General features: G+C 64.1%; 16 protein-coding genes and 1 tRNA gene. 6 read left to right on the plus strand and 11 right to left on the minus strand.

Annotation, left to right across the window (positions count from 1 at the left end):
- Window position 1 precedes the first annotated feature (1 nt).
- The 3 genes from FJ934_RS15780 to FJ934_RS15790 are packed head-to-tail and all read right to left on the minus strand — an operon-like array spanning window position 2 to window position 1,687.
- Window positions 2–583 carry a cob(I)yrinic acid a,c-diamide adenosyltransferase gene (locus tag FJ934_RS15780; protein WP_140610533.1) on the minus strand — a complete coding sequence of 194 codons (582 nt, stop codon included), beginning with the start codon at window positions 581–583 and terminating at the stop codon, window positions 2–4.
- 19 nt (window positions 584–602) lie between these two features.
- The gene (locus FJ934_RS15785) at window positions 603–794 is read right to left on the minus strand and encodes a twin transmembrane helix small protein (protein ID WP_140610534.1); all 192 of its coding nucleotides are present in this window, start codon (window positions 792–794) and stop codon (window positions 603–605) included.
- A gap of 26 nt (window positions 795–820) precedes the next feature.
- Window positions 821–1,687 (minus strand): SDR family oxidoreductase, encoded by an 867-nt coding sequence (locus tag FJ934_RS15790; RefSeq protein WP_140610535.1) that lies wholly within the window; start codon window positions 1,685–1,687, stop codon window positions 821–823.
- Window positions 1,688–1,745: 58 nt separating this feature from the next.
- Between FJ934_RS15790 and FJ934_RS15795 the strand changes: the two genes are divergently transcribed.
- The gene (locus FJ934_RS15795) at window positions 1,746–2,597 is read left to right on the plus strand and encodes a YihY/virulence factor BrkB family protein (RefSeq protein WP_140610536.1); all 852 of its coding nucleotides are present in this window, start codon (window positions 1,746–1,748) and stop codon (window positions 2,595–2,597) included.
- 44 nt (window positions 2,598–2,641) lie between these two features.
- Here FJ934_RS15795 and FJ934_RS15800 read toward each other — a convergent pair whose 3' ends face one another.
- Together FJ934_RS15800 and gluQRS are read right to left on the minus strand one after the other, a co-directional pair.
- On the minus strand, window positions 2,642–3,538 hold the full coding sequence (locus FJ934_RS15800) for a DMT family transporter (protein ID WP_140610537.1): 897 nt from the start codon (window positions 3,536–3,538) through the stop codon (window positions 2,642–2,644).
- Window positions 3,539–3,689: 151 nt separating this feature from the next.
- Window positions 3,690–4,565, minus strand: coding sequence for a tRNA glutamyl-Q(34) synthetase GluQRS (gene gluQRS / locus FJ934_RS15805; RefSeq protein ID WP_140610538.1), 876 nt, complete (start codon window positions 4,563–4,565; stop codon window positions 3,690–3,692).
- 75 nt (window positions 4,566–4,640) lie between these two features.
- Between gluQRS and FJ934_RS15810 the strand changes: the two genes are divergently transcribed.
- Window positions 4,641–5,282, plus strand: a complete 642-nt coding sequence (locus tag FJ934_RS15810; RefSeq protein WP_140610539.1) for a DNA-3-methyladenine glycosylase — start codon at window positions 4,641–4,643, stop codon at window positions 5,280–5,282.
- A gap of 188 nt (window positions 5,283–5,470) precedes the next feature.
- Window positions 5,471–6,028 (plus strand): HNH endonuclease, encoded by a 558-nt coding sequence (locus FJ934_RS15815; RefSeq protein WP_140610540.1) that lies wholly within the window; start codon window positions 5,471–5,473, stop codon window positions 6,026–6,028.
- A 164-nt stretch (window positions 6,029–6,192) separates the two neighbouring features.
- Here the strand turns inward: FJ934_RS15815 and FJ934_RS15820 are convergent, their stop codons facing one another.
- Complete coding sequence (locus FJ934_RS15820; protein WP_140610541.1) at window positions 6,193–6,711, minus strand: disulfide bond formation protein B; 519 nt, start codon at window positions 6,709–6,711, stop codon at window positions 6,193–6,195.
- Window positions 6,712–6,793: 82 nt separating this feature from the next.
- Complete coding sequence (locus FJ934_RS15825) at window positions 6,794–7,387, minus strand: YqaA family protein (protein WP_140610542.1); 594 nt, start codon at window positions 7,385–7,387, stop codon at window positions 6,794–6,796.
- 180 nt (window positions 7,388–7,567) lie between these two features.
- Between FJ934_RS15825 and FJ934_RS15830 the strand changes: the two genes are divergently transcribed.
- Window positions 7,568–7,652 (plus strand) — tRNA-Leu (locus tag FJ934_RS15830).
- A gap of 35 nt (window positions 7,653–7,687) precedes the next feature.
- Here FJ934_RS15830 and FJ934_RS15835 read toward each other — a convergent pair.
- The 3 genes from FJ934_RS15835 to secA form a co-directional block, all read right to left on the minus strand.
- Window positions 7,688–8,968, minus strand: a complete 1,281-nt coding sequence (locus FJ934_RS15835; RefSeq protein ID WP_140610543.1) for a GNAT family N-acetyltransferase — start codon at window positions 8,966–8,968, stop codon at window positions 7,688–7,690.
- A complete protein-coding gene (locus tag FJ934_RS15840) occupies window positions 8,968–10,368 on the minus strand; it encodes a lipopolysaccharide biosynthesis protein (RefSeq protein ID WP_140610544.1) in 1,401 nt (466 codons plus the stop codon). Before FJ934_RS15840 ends, FJ934_RS15835 begins: the two co-directional genes overlap by 1 nt.
- A gap of 333 nt (window positions 10,369–10,701) precedes the next feature.
- Window positions 10,702–13,434: a preprotein translocase subunit SecA gene (secA, locus tag FJ934_RS15845; protein WP_140610545.1), complete on the minus strand. Its 2,733-nt coding sequence runs from the start codon at window positions 13,432–13,434 to the stop codon at window positions 10,702–10,704.
- A gap of 261 nt (window positions 13,435–13,695) precedes the next feature.
- Here secA and FJ934_RS15850 point away from each other — a divergent pair, with 261 nt between their 5' ends.
- Complete coding sequence (locus tag FJ934_RS15850; protein WP_140610546.1) at window positions 13,696–14,616, plus strand: peptidylprolyl isomerase; 921 nt, start codon at window positions 13,696–13,698, stop codon at window positions 14,614–14,616.
- Between the two features lie 55 nt (window positions 14,617–14,671).
- On the opposite strand, the gene FJ934_RS15855 is transcribed toward FJ934_RS15850, so the two are convergent.
- Window positions 14,672–15,268 (minus strand): TetR/AcrR family transcriptional regulator, encoded by a 597-nt coding sequence (locus tag FJ934_RS15855; RefSeq protein ID WP_140610547.1) that lies wholly within the window; start codon window positions 15,266–15,268, stop codon window positions 14,672–14,674.
- Between the two features lie 267 nt (window positions 15,269–15,535).
- On the opposite strand from FJ934_RS15855, the gene argJ reads away from it, so the two are divergent.
- Window positions 15,536–16,777, plus strand: coding sequence for a bifunctional glutamate N-acetyltransferase/amino-acid acetyltransferase ArgJ (gene argJ, locus FJ934_RS15860; RefSeq protein WP_140610548.1), 1,242 nt, complete (start codon window positions 15,536–15,538; stop codon window positions 16,775–16,777).

Here is a 16,777-nt window from a genome sequence, read left to right on the forward strand (position 1 = left end):
TTTAGCGGTTCTTGCCGGGAATCCATAGCACGTCGGCATTTCCATTGTCATTGACCGCCCGGGCGGCGACAAACAGGAAATCCGAGACGCGGTTGACGTATTTCAGCCCGTCGCGGTTGACATGTTCCCCCGGATCCTGGGCGAGCGCGACCATCAGCCGCTCGGCCCGCCGCGCCACCGTGCGGGCGAGATGCAGGGCGGCGGCGGCCGGCGTGCCGCCATTCAGCACGAAGGATTTGAGTGGCTGGAGATCCTTGTTGAGAAGGTCGATATCCTTCTCGACGCGATCGGTCTGCGCGGGGGTGATCCGCAACGCCTCATAGCCGAGCGGTTTGCCGTCGTCGGGCACCGCTAGATCCGCGCCGAGGTCGAAGAGATCGTTCTGGATGCGCGACAGCATGGCGTCGATCGCCGGATGGGTCTGGGCGGTGTGGACGCGCGCCATGCCGATGCAGGCATTGGCTTCGTCGACCGTGCCGTAGGCATCCACCCGCAGATCGGATTTCAGCCGCCTTTCACCGGTGCCGAGCCCCGTGGTGCCGTCGTCGCCGGTGCGGGTGTAGATCTTGTTGAGCTTGACCACGTCGCCTCCCGAAAGGCCGTCACTTGCGGGTGAAATAGACGGCCAGCAGAATCAGCGCCAGCGCCACGGCCTGCAGCATGACGCGTGCTTGCATCAGCTTGTTCGAAGTGACGCCGGAACCGCCGCGCATCATGTTGATGAGCCCCCGGATCAGAACGATCACCACGGCGGCCATGACCAGAATGGCGAGGATGTTGAAGACGGATGCCATTGTTGCGTTTCCAGTTCTCTTGTTGTTCAGGCGCGTTTGGCCATCAGGCGGTAGAGTATCGATGCCGGCAGGATGCGTTTGAGCGCAGCGCCGATCCTGGCCGGCACCGTTACCACATAGTGCGGGCGCGGGCTCCGTGACAGAAGTGCATGACGCAGAGCCTTGTGAACCACCTCCGGCCCGGGCTTCAGCGCCGATTGGCTGCCGCCGGCGCGCAGCCGCTTCAGCTGCGCCTCATAGTCCAGCCGATGCACGGAATTCTCGTGGTCGATATTCCTCAGGAACCAGGGCAGGCCATTGCTGGCGATCTTCGATCTCACCGGCCCCGGCTCGATCAGCGAGACATGGATGCCGCTGCCTGTCAGTTCCTGACGCTGGCAAAGCATCAGGGCCTCAAGCGCATGTTTCGATGCCGAATAGGCGCCACGAAACCGCACCGGCACCAGGCCGAGAATCGATGAGCAATGAATAAGGCGGCCGTGGCCCTGGCGGCGCATCACCGGCACGATGCGGCGGGTCAGGTCGTGCCAGCCGAAGAAATTGGCCTCGAACTGCGCCTTGAGCGCCACGACGGTCAAGTCCTCGACCGCGCCGGCCTGAGCATAGGCGCCGTTGTTGAACAGCGCGTCGAGCCGGCCGCCAGTGCGGCCGAGCACCGCTGGCACTAGGGCGGCGATCGAGTCCGGCTCGCTGTAGTCGAGATAGAAGGCCTCGATGCCGTCAGCCTCGAGTGCGGCAATGTCTTCAGGTTTGCGCGCCGTGGCAAATACCCGCCAGCCCTCGGCCTTCAATGCCCGGGCGCAATAGGCGCCTATGCCTGAAGACGCACCGGTGACGATGACGGTGCGCAACTGCGCCGCTGCAGAATTCGTGGTTTGAAGAAGGGTTGCCATTTGCCGCATTCACTTCCCATATTCGCGGCGTCGAGACAATCGAAGGGAGCGCGCGTTCTTGCTGCGGAATATTGTCGCCCTGCGCCGCGTGCTCTACGACGCGATCGGCCATTTCACCACCGATGATGGCTGGGCGATGGCCAGCCATCTGGCGATCACCTCGCTGATGGCGCTGTTTCCGTTCCTGATCTTCGCCACGACGCTGGCCAGTTTCCTCGGCGCCCAGGCCTTTGCCGACACGGCCGTGCATCTGGTCTTCGACACCTGGCCGGAGCAGATCGCCAAGCCGATCGCGCGTGAGGTGCTGAACGTGCTGACCGTCAGGCGCAGCGATTTGTTGACCTATGGCGTGCTGCTTGCCGCCTACTTTGCTTCGAACGGCATCGAGGCGCTGCGCACGTCGCTCAACCGGGCCTATCGCGTGACGGAAACGCGCGGCATCATCCATCGCCGGGTGCAGAGCATCTTCTTCGTGCTGATCGCCACCGCCGGTTTTCTTGCGATCAGCGTGCTGCTGGTGTTCGCGCCCTTGCTGGCGCGGCTGGCGGAAGCCCATTTCGAATGGATAAAGCCTTATACGGGGACGATCACGCTATGGCGCTATGTCATTGCCTCGACCGTCATCATCGGTGGGCTGTTTGCCGTGCATTACTGGCTGCCGGCCGGCAAGCGCCGCTTCGTGTCGCTGGTGCCGGGCATCATCTTCACGCTGGCCGCGTGGCTTATCGGCTCGACGATGTTCGCCACCTATCTCGATCATTTCTCCTCCTATGTGACGACCTATGCCGGCCTGGCCTCGATCATGATCGCGGTGGTTTTCCTCTACATCGTCTCGGCGATCTTCATTCTTGGCGGCGAGCTCAATGCCGCCATCAGCCGCTATCTCGAGGCACGGGCAAGAGTCGGCTGAGCCGAGCATGATCTCTTCCGAAAACCGGTTCCCACCTTTCGGGATCATGCCTTGGTCGGCTCAACCTGTGTCTTGGTCTGCCGAGCCGTTGCCAGGGCAACGCCGAAGGTGGTGATCGCCATGCCGACAATCTGCAGCGCGTTGAGCTGCTCGTTGAACAGGGCCCAGGCGATGACGGCGGTCACCGCAGGCACCAGATAGAACAGCGAGGCCACTTTCGACATCTCGCCGTCGCGGATCATCACCATCAACAGGAAGATGGCGCCGACCGACAGCACCAGCACCAGCCAGGCCATCGCGAAGATCAACTCGCCATTGATGACCACGGTGTGCGTTTCGAAGGCAAGCGCGGCCAGGATCATCAGCGCCGCGCCGCCGACATATTGCCACATCGTCGCCGCCACGAGGTTGCCGCCAGAGGCAAAACGCTTCTGCCAGATGGTGCCGGCGGCCATGCCGAGCACGGAGATGAGCGAGGCGGTCAGTGTCGCCGATGTCACGCCGCCGCCGAGCGCGCCAAGTTTTGGCCACAGCACGATGACGACGCCGATCAGACCAACGGCGAGGCCGGCCCAATGGCGCGGCAGAATGGCCTCGCCCAAGAATTTGCCCGCGAGCACCGCCGTGATCAGCGGCTGCAGTCCGACAATCAGCGCCGAAAGCCCTGCAGGCATACCCCTGTGGATGGCCCAGAACACGGCGCCGAGATAGACGCCATGCATGAGGATGCCGGCGCCGGCCGCATGCAGCGCCTCTTCGCGGGTGGCTCTTTTCGAACCCAGAACGACCGTCAGGACAGCGAATAGCGCCGCCGCCAGGACGAAGCGCACGGCGAGAAAGGTGAAGGGTTCCGCCCACGGCATGGCGTAGCGGGCGCCGATGAAGCCGGTCGCCCACAGGACGACGAAGGTGGCGGGGATGAACCGCTTGATGCTGTGCATGTTCCGGGGACCGCCACGCTGGTGAGACTTGAACCGTGGCGATGCTCTAGTCCGGTTCAGGCCGTCGCGCAAAACGAAACGATTGATCCATGCATCACCGGAATTCAACGGCTGGTGCGTGCGATATGCGGCTTTCCAGTACTTCGCAGGCTCAGAGACCAACCATCCGCCTGATATCGTCCGGCGATGCTCCGGCATCGCGCAACGCGGCAAGGCCGGTATCGCCGAGACTCTTCGACAGCTTCCGCCCGTCCGGCCCGAGGATAAGCCGATGATGGAAATAGGCCGGCTGCGGCAACCCAAGCAATTCCTGGAGCAGGCGCTGCACTCCTGTCGCGGGGAACAGGTCCTGTCCGCGCACGATATGGCTGACGCCTTGCAGGGCGTCGTCCATGACGACGGCAAGGTGGTAGCTGGTCGGGATGTCGCGGCGCGCCACGATCACGTCGCCCCACTCTTGCGGGCGGGCCTCGACCGAGTGCGTCGCGGACAGCGTCTCGTCGCTGAATTCGGCCCATGCGAGGTCCTTGCCGACATGCGCCAAGGCGGCGCCGATATCCAGCCGCCAGGCGAAAGGGACGTTATCGGCGATGCGCCGCTTGCGCTCTGTCATCGGCAGCGCCTTGTCGGTCGGAGGGTAGAGAGGGACGCCGTCGGGATCGCGCGGCCAGTCGCGCCCGCGCTTTTCGCAGCCGATGATAAAGGCGCGGATCTCACCACGGCTCATGAAGGCGGGATAGACAAGCTCCTCGCGGATCAGCCGGTCGAGCACCGCCTCGTACTCGGCGAAATGTTCGGACTGGCGGCGCACCGGCTCCTCCCAGCCAAGGCCCAGCCATTTAAGATCGGCGAGCACGCCAGCCTCGAATCGCGGCGTGCAGCGCGTCGTGTCGATGTCCTCGATGCGCAGCAGCAGGCGGCCGCGAGAGGTATTTGCCAGCCTCTGGTTGAGCAGCGCCGAATAGGCGTGGCCGAGATGCAGGTCGCCGTTGGGGCTGGGCGCGAAGCGGAATGTCAGGAGCGTCATGTCTCAGGCGGCGATCGGGTTGTGCGGCGGTTTTGGCAATTGCTACTTTGCGGCACATTCGCGGACAAGGATACCATGCAACGCATCACGACACTGGACGACATTGCGCGCGGGCTGGATGCGCTTTGCGTCATCGACCCGCGCCTGGAAAAGGTGCGCGGCATGGCCGGCGAGGTACCGCTCAGGCTTTCCGAGCCGGGGTTCAGGAGCCTGGCCTCGATCATCGTCTCGCAGCAGGTCTCCCGCGCAAGTGCCGATGCGATTTTCGGCCGACTGACAAGGCTTGTCGATCCGCTGACGCCGCAGGCGATCCTGGCCGCCGACGAGGACATGTTTCGCGAGGCCGGCCTGTCGCGGCCCAAGCAGCGCGGCCTGATCGCGGTCGCCCAGGCGGTGGCCGACGGTCTCGACCTCCATCACCTGTGTTCGCTCGACGCAACCGAGGCGATCACAACGATGACCGCAGTGGCCGGCATCGGTCCCTGGACAGCCGAAGTGTACCTTTTGTTTGCCGCGGGGCACCCCGACATCTTCCCGGCGCGCGACGTCGCCCTGCAAGCTGCTGTCGGCCATGCGCTCGGCATCGACCCGCGTCCGCCGGAGAAAAGACTGATCGCACTGGCCGAATCATGGAGCCCGTGGCGAGGTGTCGCATCGCGGCTTTTCTGGTCCTATTATCGCGAAACCAGAGGGCGCGACGCCGCGCCGCCTGCCTGAATCCGCAAAAGGGCGTGAAAATCACGCATTTTTGGCACTTCGGGCAAACGACAATCCGCTTCACATCCCTGTCATGTCGGGCTTACAGTATCCGCGCCGAACGGTGGGTCTTTTGAAGCTGCACGTGACCCTTTCCGAAAGTCGAATTCGATTTTCGGGGTCATGTGCGAACCAAGGAGGTCAACAAGGTGACGGTTGCCGTATCTCCGGATGGGCTTCCAGCGCTGGTGCTGAATGCGGATTACCGTCCGCTCAGCTATTACCCCTTGTCGCTCTGGTCCTGGCAAGACGCCATCAAGGCAGTGTTCCTCGACCGGGTGAATATCGTCGCCGAATACGAGCATGCGGTTTCCTCGCCGACCTTCTCGATGAAGCTGCCGAGCGTGGTCAGCCTGAAGGCCTATGTGAAGCCCTCCAGGCATCCGGCCTTCACCCGTTTCAACGTGTTCCTGCGCGACCGCTTCCAGTGCCAGTATTGCGGCACGCCCGAGGATCTGACCTTCGATCACGTCATCCCCCGCCATCGTGGCGGTGCCACGACATGGGAGAACGTCGTCGCGGCCTGCTCGCCCTGCAACCTACGCAAGGGCGGCATGATGCCGTCGCAGGCCAAGATGTGGCCGCTGCAGAAGCCGTTCCAGCCGACGGTGCATGATCTGCACAACAATGGCCGGCTGTTCCCGCCGAACCACCTGCACGAAAGCTGGATGGATTATCTCTACTGGGATGTCGAACTCGAACCATAGAGTTCGACACAAACTCGCCATGCCGGCCGTCTGGCGCGGCTCTCTGCGCTTCCGGTGCTCACGTATTCAAGTACGCTCCGCTCCGGTTCTCGAAAGCCGAGCCATCCGACTCAGCCTGCCGAATTTTTGCTCGAACTCTGCGTCGAGCAGCTCAATCAAGTGGCTCAGTCGCGGGCAAGCGCGCCGCGGAAGGCGACGGCGGCCAGGACCAGGCTGGCGATGGCGTTCCAGCCGGCCAGCGACAGGCCGAGGATGCGCAGCGCGGCCTTGTCGCAGGAAGGCGGCACGAATTTGTCGAGCGCGTCGAGCACGCCCTTGCCGCCAGTGTCGACCGGACCGGCGCCCGCCGTGCAATCGGCCGGACCTTGCCACCAGGCCCATTCGACGCCGGAGTGGTAGACGCCGAGATAGAAGCCGTAGAGCATCAGCAGGCCGGCAATGCCCAGCAGGCCGCGCGTCAGCCATGCGGGCGCACGCAGCAGCGATGCAATCACCGCCAGCACCATCAAAGGCGCGCCGATATAGTAGGGGGTGCGCTGCTCCAGGCAGAGGTGGCAAGGGATGTAGCCGCCAATATACTGGAAGCAGAGCGCCGAACCGACCGTGGCGGCCATGGCGACGGCGAGAAACAGGGCGGTCCGCATGCGCTGGCGTCCGGTATCGGCATTCATCGTCGCTGTCATGGGTCTTTCGTCCATTGTGTTCGCCGCCCGCCAGTCCGGTTGCCGCTCTTCCAAAAGCATTGCGCGGTTCGAGAGAGAGGGTTCAGAGGGCGTACTTGATCACGATATAAAGCAAAATCAGGGCGACCGCGGCGGCGCTGGCGATGAGGCCGAGACGCTTTTCGATGAATTCGCGGATCGGTTCGCCATAGCGGCGCAAAAGCCAGGCCAGCAGCAGGAAGCGGCCGCCGCGGGCCACGATGGCCAGCACGATGAACAGGGCCAGGTTGACGCCAAGAGCGCCGGACAGGATCGTCACCACCTTGATCGGCGGCAGATGGGCGGCACCCGAGGTGACCAGCATCAGGGCGATGAACTCAATGCTTACGCCCGACGACGCCCGCAACTGCTCGAATTCGTCGTATTTGCCATAAAATTCAAGGATGGGGCGCGCCACGGCGTCATAGGCGTAGTGGCCGATGAACCAACCGGCAATGCCGCCCAGCACCGAGGCGACGGTGGCGACGAAGGCATAGCGATAGGCGCGATCCGGCCGCGACAGGGCCATCGGCAGATAGAGCACGTCCGCCGGCACCAGGAACACCGAGCTCTCGACGAAAGCGATGAAGGCCAGCCACCATTCGGCGGATTTGCGCGCCGCCAGTGACAGCGTCCAGTCGTACAGTCCGCGAAGCATCGGCTCTCCTATGGAACGGCTCGTCTGTCTAGAAAGGTTTTTCGCGCCGCACAATGGCCGCGGTCTTACAAATTGGAAAGGTGCCGTCTGGTCGCGGCTGTGAGCTGGTCTGCAAATTGGACAGTTGACGAACAGCCCTCCCACCGTATAGTCCGCGCCCATCCAGGCCGCCCGGCCTGAGCCCCTATGGCGGAATTGGTAGACGCGCTCGACTCAAAATCGAGTTCCGCAAGGAGTGCTGGTTCGATCCCGGCTAGGGGCACCAAATTCCTTCGCACGCCTTCGGCGAATTCGATTGGCTCAGCGCCGCCTCAGCAGGCTCTTCATCCGGTTGCGCAGCAGACGCGCCATGTTGCGAGTCTCGCGGTAGAGGTGCAGCTGCGAGGCGGCCTGGCGGGCGAGGCGGTCGGCGTCCGGCGTCAGCCCGATCACCAGTGTGCCGATCGGCTTGCGCTCGCTCCACAGCCTGCTCATCACCGGATGGTCGGGCACGGCGCAGGAATCGGTCATCATGATGTTGGGGTCGTCGAGATGCTGCCTGGTCACCTCGATCATCAGCAGCGTGCCGGGCGAATAGGTGGCAAGCGTCTCGTCATAGGCCGTCTTCCAGGTATAGGCGACGCCGGCCTCGACGAAGACGATCAGGCAGGCGATGGTGCGGCCGTCGAGCGTCAGCGAATGAATGCGGCACATGTCCTGTTCGGCGAGCCTGTGCACGGCCTCGCGGGCGAACGCGGCGCGGTAGCGGTCGATCGCCATGGCGGTGCGCTCGCGGCCCTTCCAGCCGGCCGCCTCCAGCGTCAGGAAGCTTTCGATTGCGTGGCGGATCTCTTCGGGACCGCGCGCCACGATGTGCTCCAGCCTGCCGAGGTCGGCAAGGCGTCGCTTCAGGCGGCGGAGCTCGCGATAATGGTGCGCGCGCAGTGAGGTCTTCAGATAGGCGTCGCCGTCGGCTTCGCTCTCCAGCACCGGGCGTGGGGTCTCACCGGTAGTGATCAGCGTCAGGCCGCGCGTCTCGGCCACCGTGCCAAGCAGGCTCGCCACCGGACCGTCCAGCCTGATGTCGGGCAGGACGAAGACTTTCGGCAGCTTGAGATGCGGGCGCGACAGCATCGAGAAGAAATCCTCGAGGACGCCGACCGGATCGTCGCGGTCGATCAGCGGCGTGCCGAGCGGGCCGAACAGGCTCGACCAGGTGCGCATGGCCGGCACGCCGAGCGGCACCACCGGCCGTTCCACCGAGAACGGCACCAGAAGGCGCAGCCGGTTGCGGTATTCGTCGCCGTCGCGGATCACCGCCAGGCGCACCTCGCGGTCCTCCAGCCGGGGCATGGCCGGCGCCAGGAAACGCGGGTTGAAGAAGACGTTCGGCTCGATCGTACGGGTACAGAGGTAATCCAGTTCCTCCACCAGGTCGAAGCCGGCCGACGCCGGATAGATGGCAAGCTTGCGCTCGGGCCGGTTGTTGGCAAGGATCTCGATATGGGCTGGGTCGGGGTCGCGCGCCAGCCCGGCAAGGCCCGACACCATGGCGCCGGCGGGGCCGCCGCTGGTTTCCTCGAGCAACGGGATAGCGGCCATCAGGTGGCTCCTTCGGCTGGCACGAAGATCGCCATGACGATGCCGAGCTTGCGCCAGACCGTGAAGGACAGCGCGCTGGCCTCGAAGATCATGGCAAAGGCGGTGGCCATGGCCGCGCCCCACAGGCCGAAAAGCGGGATCAGCACCACGTTGAGGCCGATGTTCAAGGCCAGCGTCATGGCATAGACGGCGGCGCAGATATTCTGGTTGCCGCTCATGGTGAGCAGGCTTTCACAAGGGCCGACGGCCGCCCGCGCCACGACGCCGAAGACAAGTAGGAACAGCAGCGGATAGCCTGTCGTGAATTCGGGGCCGAACAGCACCAGCATGGGTTCGCCGAGCGCCAGCACCAAGAGCGCCATCAGCAGCGAAGGCCAGAAGGTCCACGACACCGTCTCGCGGGCGAAAGCGGCGAGCTTTTCCGGCTCGCCATGGGTGAACTGCGCATAGCGCTGGGCAACACCCGCCTTGACGGCGAAATAGACGAAATGCACCAGCGCCAGCGTCTTCACGGTGGCGAAATAGACGGCAACGTCGTTGGGATCCATATAGGCGCCGACCATCAGCACGTCGGCGTTGGTGAGCAGGAAGAAGAACCCTTCGACCAGGAAGATCGGCAGCGAGACGATGAACCATTGCGCGAAATGCACCTTCATCGGCCCGGCCGGGATCTGCCTTTCCATGCGCTGGGTGACGCCGATCAACTGAGCGAGCGTGGTGACGTAGGTGGCGGCGATCGAGGCGAAGATCGCGGTTCTGGCATCAGGGGCGTAGCCGGCGAAGAGTATCAGCGCCATGAACAGCAGGATCAGCACCGGCCGCACCAGGTAGGTCGGCGACAGGGCAAACAGCGCCCAGCTGTTCGCCCTTGCCTGGCCTTGCAGCAGATCCGAGAGCGCGATCATCGGCAGGCAGATGACGCCAAGGATGAACGGTATCACGTAGTAGTTCTCGATCCAGGGCGCGGCCAGCCAGACGCCGAGCGCGCCGAGCCCGGCGATCATCGTCGAGGCAATCAGCACGAAGAGGCGACTGGCCACGACGATGCCGCGCAGTTCGTCCATCCGGCCGCGCTCGCGGTACTCGGGGATGAAGCGGATGACCGAGGTGTGGAAGCCGAGGCAGGCGAGATTGCCGACGATGACCATCGTCACCCAGACAAGCACGAAGATGCCGTACTCGAACGAGCCCATCCAGCGAGCCATCAGCACCTGGCTGACGAAGGCGATGACGGCGCTGACGATCCGGATCGAGAAGGCGATGACCGACATGCGGCCCGCCTCGCCGCGCTCGTCGGCGGTGAACAGGACGGCATCGATGCGGTCAAGCAGCGGCCCCACGCGCAGCGCCAAACGCTGCGGCAAGAACCGCCCGGCAGTCGTGGCCGCGGAAAAGCGCACCCCGATTACTCTCCGTTTTCCGCCTCTTTTTCGGACCTTGGTGTAGCGGAGACACCTTAAGAAAACGTGGGCGGAGAGCCTTCCTTCTCCCCGTCACTCCACGGGGAAAAGATGCCGGCAGGCGGATGAGGGGCGGCGCAAGCCTACGGAGATTGCGCTGATGGGCCGGGTGAGGAGAATTAGATTAACTATAGACGAAGCGGCTGGCGCAGTCCGGCATGTCATCTCCCGGTTGGGGACATGTGATAATCGCGGGACTTCGCGCCGCCCCTCATCCGCCCTTCGGGCACCTTCTCCCCGTATAGGGACGGGGAGAAGGAAAGCGCTGCGCCGTTATGCGAAGGCGCCGTGGCAGTGCTTGTATTTCTTGCCGGAACCGCAGGGGCAGGCCTCGTTGCGGCCGACCTTGCCCCAGGTGGCGGGGTTCTTCGGGTCGCGGTCTTCCGGGGCGACGATGGCGCTGGTCTCCTGGCGCACCAGAAGGGCAGTCTCACCGCCGTCGAAATCATTCTCGCCGGTGCTGCCGTCGATATGCGTGCCGAACATGTCGGGCGCTTCCGGAGGCGGGGCTTCGGCGGCCTGGCGAACCAGTTCGACGCGCATCAGCTGCGCGGTGACGGCCTGGCGCAGATTGCCGAGCATCGCCTGGAACAGCTCGAATGCCTCGCTCTTGTATTCCTGCAGCGGATCGCGCTGGGCGTAGCCGCGGAAGCCGACGACCGAGCGCAGGTGGTCGAGGTTGACGATGTGCTCGCGCCACAAATGGTCGAGCGTCTGCAACACGACCGAACGTTCGACATAGGTCATCACCTCAGGCCCGAACCGCTCGGCGCGCTCCTTGGAGGCGGCGTCGGCGGCAGCGGAAATGCGCTCGCGGATGTCGTCCTCGGCGATGCCTTCTTCCTTGGCCCACTCGTCGACCGGCAAGTCGAGATTGAGGAATTCGGCGACCTCTGCCTTCAGGCCAGCGACATCCCACTGCTCGGCATAGGCATTTTCGGGGATGGCCTTGGCGACGATCTCCTCGATGACGCCTTCGCGCATCTCGGTAATGGTTTCCGACAGGCCTTCGCCGTCCATCAGCTCGATGCGCTGTTCGAACACCACCTTGCGCTGGTCGTTCGAGACGTCGTCATATTTCAAGAGGTTCTTGCGGATGTCGAAGTTGCGCGCCTCGACCTTCTTCTGCGCCTTTTCCAGCGCCTTGTTGATCCAGGGATGGATGATCGCCTCGTCTTCCTTGAGGCCGAGCTTCTGCAGCATGCCGTCCATGCGCTCGGAGCCGAAGATGCGCATCAGGTCATCCTGCAGTGACAGGAAGAATTTCGAGCGGCCGGGGTCGCCCTGGCGGCCGGAGCGGCCGCGCAACTGGTTGTCGATGCGGCGCGATTCATGGCGCTCGGTGGCGAGAACGTATAGGCCGCCGGCGGCCAGCGCCTTTTCCTTCAGGCGCTCGACGTCGGCGTTGATTTCCCTTTCGCGTGCTTCGCGTTCGGGACCTTCCGGCATGTCGCCCAGTTCCTCGGCGATGCGCATCTCGGCATTGCCGCCAAGCTTGATGTCGGTGCCGCGGCCGGCCATGTTGGTGGCGATGGTGATGGCGCCGGGTTTGCCGGCCTGGGCGACGATCGCCGCCTCGCGCTCGTGGTGCCGGGCGTTCAGCACCTCGAAATCCTTGAAGCCTTCCTTGCGCAGGCGCTCGGCCAGCTGCTCGGACTTTTCGATCGAGGTCGTGCCGACCAGTGTCGGCTGGCCCTTGGCGCTGGCTTCACGGATCTCCTTGACGATCGCCTTGTATTTCTCCTCGACCGTCCGGTAGACCTCGTCGTCCTCGTCCTTGCGGATGACCGGCAGGTTGGTCGGGATTTCGGTGACCTCGAGGCCGTAGATGTTGCCGAATTCCTCGGCCTCGGTCAGCGCCGTGCCTGTCATGCCGGAAAGCTTCTTGTAAAGGCGGAAGTAGTTCTGGAAGGTGACGGAAGCGAGCGTCTGGTTCTCCGGCTGGATCGCCACGTGCTCCTTGGCTTCGAGCGCCTGGTGCAGGCCTTCGGAATAGCGGCGACCGGGCATCATGCGGCCGGTGAACTCGTCGATGATGACGATCTCGCCGTTGCGCACGATATAGTCTTTGTCGCGCTGGAACAGCCGGTGCGCCTTCAGCGCGTTGTTGACATGGTGGACGATGGCGACGTTCTCGACATCGTAGAGCGATTCGCCCTTCAGCAGGCCGGCATCGCGCAGCAGGTTCTCCAGCTTCTCGGTACCTTCCTCGGTGAAGATCGAGGTCTTCTGCTTCTCGTCGATCTCATAATCCTGCGGCTGCAGCTGGATGATGAAGGTGTCGATGGTGTTGTACATTTCCGAACGATCCTCGAGCGGACCGGAAATGATCAGCGGCGTGCGCGCTTCGTCGACCAGGATGGAATCGACTTCGTCGACGATCGCGTAATTGTGGCCGCGCTGCACCATCTGGGCGCGCTCGTATTTCATGTTGTCGCGCAGGTAGTCGAAGCCGAGCTCGTTGTTGGTGGCGTAGGTGACGTCGGATGCGTAGGCGACGCGACGCTCCTCGTCGGACAGGCCGTGGACGATGACGCCGACCGAGAGGCCGAGGAATTTGTAGACGCGGCCCATCCATTCGGAGTCGCGCGTGGCGAGATAGTCGTTGACGGTGACGACATGGACGCCGTTGCCGGCAAGCGCGTTGAGATAGACCGGCAACGTCGCGACCAGGGTCTTGCCTTCGCCGGTCCGCATTTCGGCGATGCCGCCATTGTGCAGCACCATGCCGCCGATCAGCTGGACGTCGAAGGGACGCATGCCCAGCACACGGCGCGCCGCCTCGCGGACGGTGGCGAAGGCCGGTACCAAAAGGTCGTCAAGGCTGGCGCCGTTGGCGATGTCCTGGCGGAATTTCTCCGTGCGGCCGGCAAGCTCGGCGTCGGAGAGCGCCCGCATCTCGTTTTCCATGGCGTTGATCGCCTCGACACGGGGCCGGGTCGATTTGACCCGACGGTCGTTGGAGGAACCGAAAACCTTACGGGCGAGACCGCCGAGACTGACCATTCAATGGCCCTTTCGATAGAATTCTCAATCTTGAGATGGGCGCCGGCCGGCCCCATCAAATCCGCGTGAACGCGCCGCCTGAATACGGGCAAACACAAAAAGCGCCCGGAAAACGGTTCTGGACGCCAAGTCGTTGGACAGATAAGAGGGGGCTCAACTGATGTCAACGCCGCGCTGGCCCTGGCGGTCGCGCCAAATTCCGCCACAATCTGGCTGATCTGGAACCCATCCTCCTTACAATCCTTCACCGGAGTCATTCCAATGCCCTTGTTGTTCCGCCGTGCGTCGCTTGCCAGCCTTGGCCTGGCCTTCGGCCTGTCGGCTCTTTGCCTCTCCCCGCTGATGGCCCAGGAGACCGCTCCTGCTGCTCCGGCCGACGCGGCGGCACCCGCGGCGAAGCCGGTCGATCCGAATGCCGTCGTCGCCACCGTCAATGGCCAATCGCTCACTGAAGCCGATCTGGTGCTTGCCGAAGGCGAGCTGTCGCAGCAATTCGCGCAACTGCCGCCCGAACAGCGCCGCGCCGCCGCACTCTCCGCTGCCATCGAGATCCGCGTCATGGCCGCCAAGGCCGTCACCGACGGTCTTGACAAGGATCCAGACTTCCAGCGCCGCATGGCCTTCCTGCAGCAGCGCGCCCTGCATGGCGAGATGGTCGAGAAAGGCGTTGTCGACAAGGTCACCGACGCCGAGGTTCGCGCCCGCTACGACCAGGAGATCGCCAACACGCCGCCAGTCAACGAGGTGCATGCCCGTCACATCCTCGTGAAGACGAAGGAAGAGGCTGAGGCCATCATCAAGCAACTCGACGGCGGCGCCGACTTCCAGAAGCTCGCCAACGAGCACACCAGCGATCCTTCAGGCAAGTCCAATGGCGGCGACCTCGGCTGGTTCGGACCTGGCCAGATGGTGCCGGAGTTCGACAAGGCGGCCTTTGCGCTCGAGGTCGGCAAATACACCAAGCAGCCGGTGCAGTCGCAGTTCGGCTGGCATGTCATCAAGCTCGAGGACAAGCGCGCCAAGCAGCCGCCGGCTTTTGACGACGTCAAGGACCAGGCCAAGCAGGCCGTCATCCGCGACAAGTATTTCGCGCTGGTCAAGTCGCTGCGCGCGGGCGCCAAGGTCGAGATCCCCGACGCCAAGCTGAAGCAGGCCGTCGATACGCTTGAAAGCGGCAAGTAAGCCTTAAAGGCTTTTTCAAAAGGGGCGCGGCAGCGAAGCTTGCCGCGCCCTTTGTTTATTGGGCGGCCGCTATGCCTTTCAGGAGATAGCGGACCATCGTGCGGATCGTTGCCTCGGGCTCGTCGAGCCGGTTGGTCAGGAGATGCCGCCAGGCATAGGAAGCCAGCAGGTCGGCGACCACGGCCGGATCGATGTCGCCCGCGACCTCACCTTTTGCCTTGGCGCGCTCGATGATCTGACCGGTGTGGGCGCGGCGCCCGCCGGCATAGCCGGCAAGGGCCGCGGCCGCGGCTTCATCCGACTGCGCCTCGGCAATCAGCGACCTGAACACGCTGCCCGACGATGTCTCGCGCCAGTGGAAGAACAGGTTCTGCAGGAAGCCGACGAGATCCTCTTCCAGATTTCCGGTATCGGGAACGTCGACGCGCTTCTGGCGCTGATAGACTTCGAGCAGCAGCGCGGCCTTGCTTGGCCACCAGCGATAGATGGTCGGTTTGCCGGCGCGGGCGCGCCGCGCCACCGCCTCGATCGAGAAGCCGGCATAGCCGGCCTCGACAAGCACTGCCTCGGCGGCCTCCAGAATGGCATCCGCACTGTCAGGATTGCGCCGCGCACCGATCGATTTGCGCGCCGTATCCGCCTCCTCGGCCATTCCTGTCGTCCTCGTTTCAATTTCCGGGCGATGATAAGTGATCCGCCGATGAAACGAAACGACCCGTTTTTTAGCGTGAGAGCGCGTTCGTCATCAGGACGCCGGTCCTTACATCGCATGCGATGTCTCCGGCACGATGCGCCATCCCTCGTCGGTCTTGAATGGAGCGGGTTTCCCGCCCCGCAGGCCTGGCGAAAACGCCCTTGCGCCGGCGCGCCGTATCGGGCAAACCGGCCTTCCCTTGCGATTTTCCCGCCCGAGGTTGCCATGTCCACCACGATTTCACCGCTCGCGCCGAAGAAATATCCCGAGATGCCTGTCGTCGAAGGGGTGCGCATCGCCACCGCCGAAGCGGGGATAAAGTACAAGAACCGCACCGATCTGCTGGCGATGGTCTTCGACGCGGGCACCACGGTCGCCGGCGTGTTCACGAAGTCGAAATGCCCCTCGGCGCCGGTCGATTTCTGCCGGCAGAACCTTGGCGCCGGCAAGGCCCGGGTGCTGGTCGTCAATTCCGGCAATGCCAACGCCTTCACCGGCAAGAAAGGCCGCGAATCCACCGCGCTGACCGGCGAGGCGGCGGCCAAGGCGGCCGGCTGCACGGCGGGCGAGGTTTTCCTGGCCTCGACCGGTGTTATCGGCGAGCCGCTCGACACAACCAAGTTCAGTCATCTGCTCGCCGGGCTGGTCAGCGACGGCAAGCCGGACCTGTGGACCGAGGCGGCAAAGGCCATCATGACCACGGACACCTATCCGAAGGTGGCGACGCAGATGGTCAAGCTCGGCGACACCGACGTCACCATCAACGGCATTTCCAAGGGGGCCGGCATGATCGCGCCTGACATGGCGACGATGCTTTCCTTCATCGCGACCGACGCGCCGATCGCCGCACCGGTGCTGCAGGATCTGTTGTCGCGGGGCACGGCCAAGACCTTCAATGCGGTGACCGTCGACAGCGATACGTCGACCAGCGACACGCTGCTGCTCTTTGCCACCGGCAAGGCCGCGAAGCGCGGCGCGCCTGAGATCACCGACCCTAGGGACGCCCGGCTCGGCGCGTTCCGTCGGGCGCTCGGCAAGGTGCTGAAGTCGCTGGCGTTGCAGGTGGTGCGCGACGGCGAGGGCGCGCGCAAGCAGGTCGAAGTCACCGTCACCGGCGCGAAATCGGCCCGCTCGGCCAAGCGGATAGCGCTGTCGATCGCCAATTCGCCGCTGGTCAAGACCGCCGTTGCCGGCGAGGATGCCAATTGGGGCCGCGTCGTCATGGCGGTCGGCAAGGCCGGCGAGCCCGCCGATCGCGACCGGCTGTCGATCTGGTTCGGCGACAACCGGCTGGCCCATGAGGGCGAGCGCGACCCGGCCTATTCGGAAGAAAAGACCTCGGCCTACATGAAGCGCGACGATATCCGCATCCGCGCCGACATCGGCATCGGCCGCGGCAAGGCGACGGTGTGGACCTGCGATCTCACCAAGGAATATGTCGCCATCAACGGCGACTACCGGAGCTGA

It is taken from the genome of Mesorhizobium sp. B2-4-12, assembly GCF_006441575.1.
Taxonomy (GTDB): Bacteria; Pseudomonadota; Alphaproteobacteria; order Rhizobiales; family Rhizobiaceae; genus Mesorhizobium.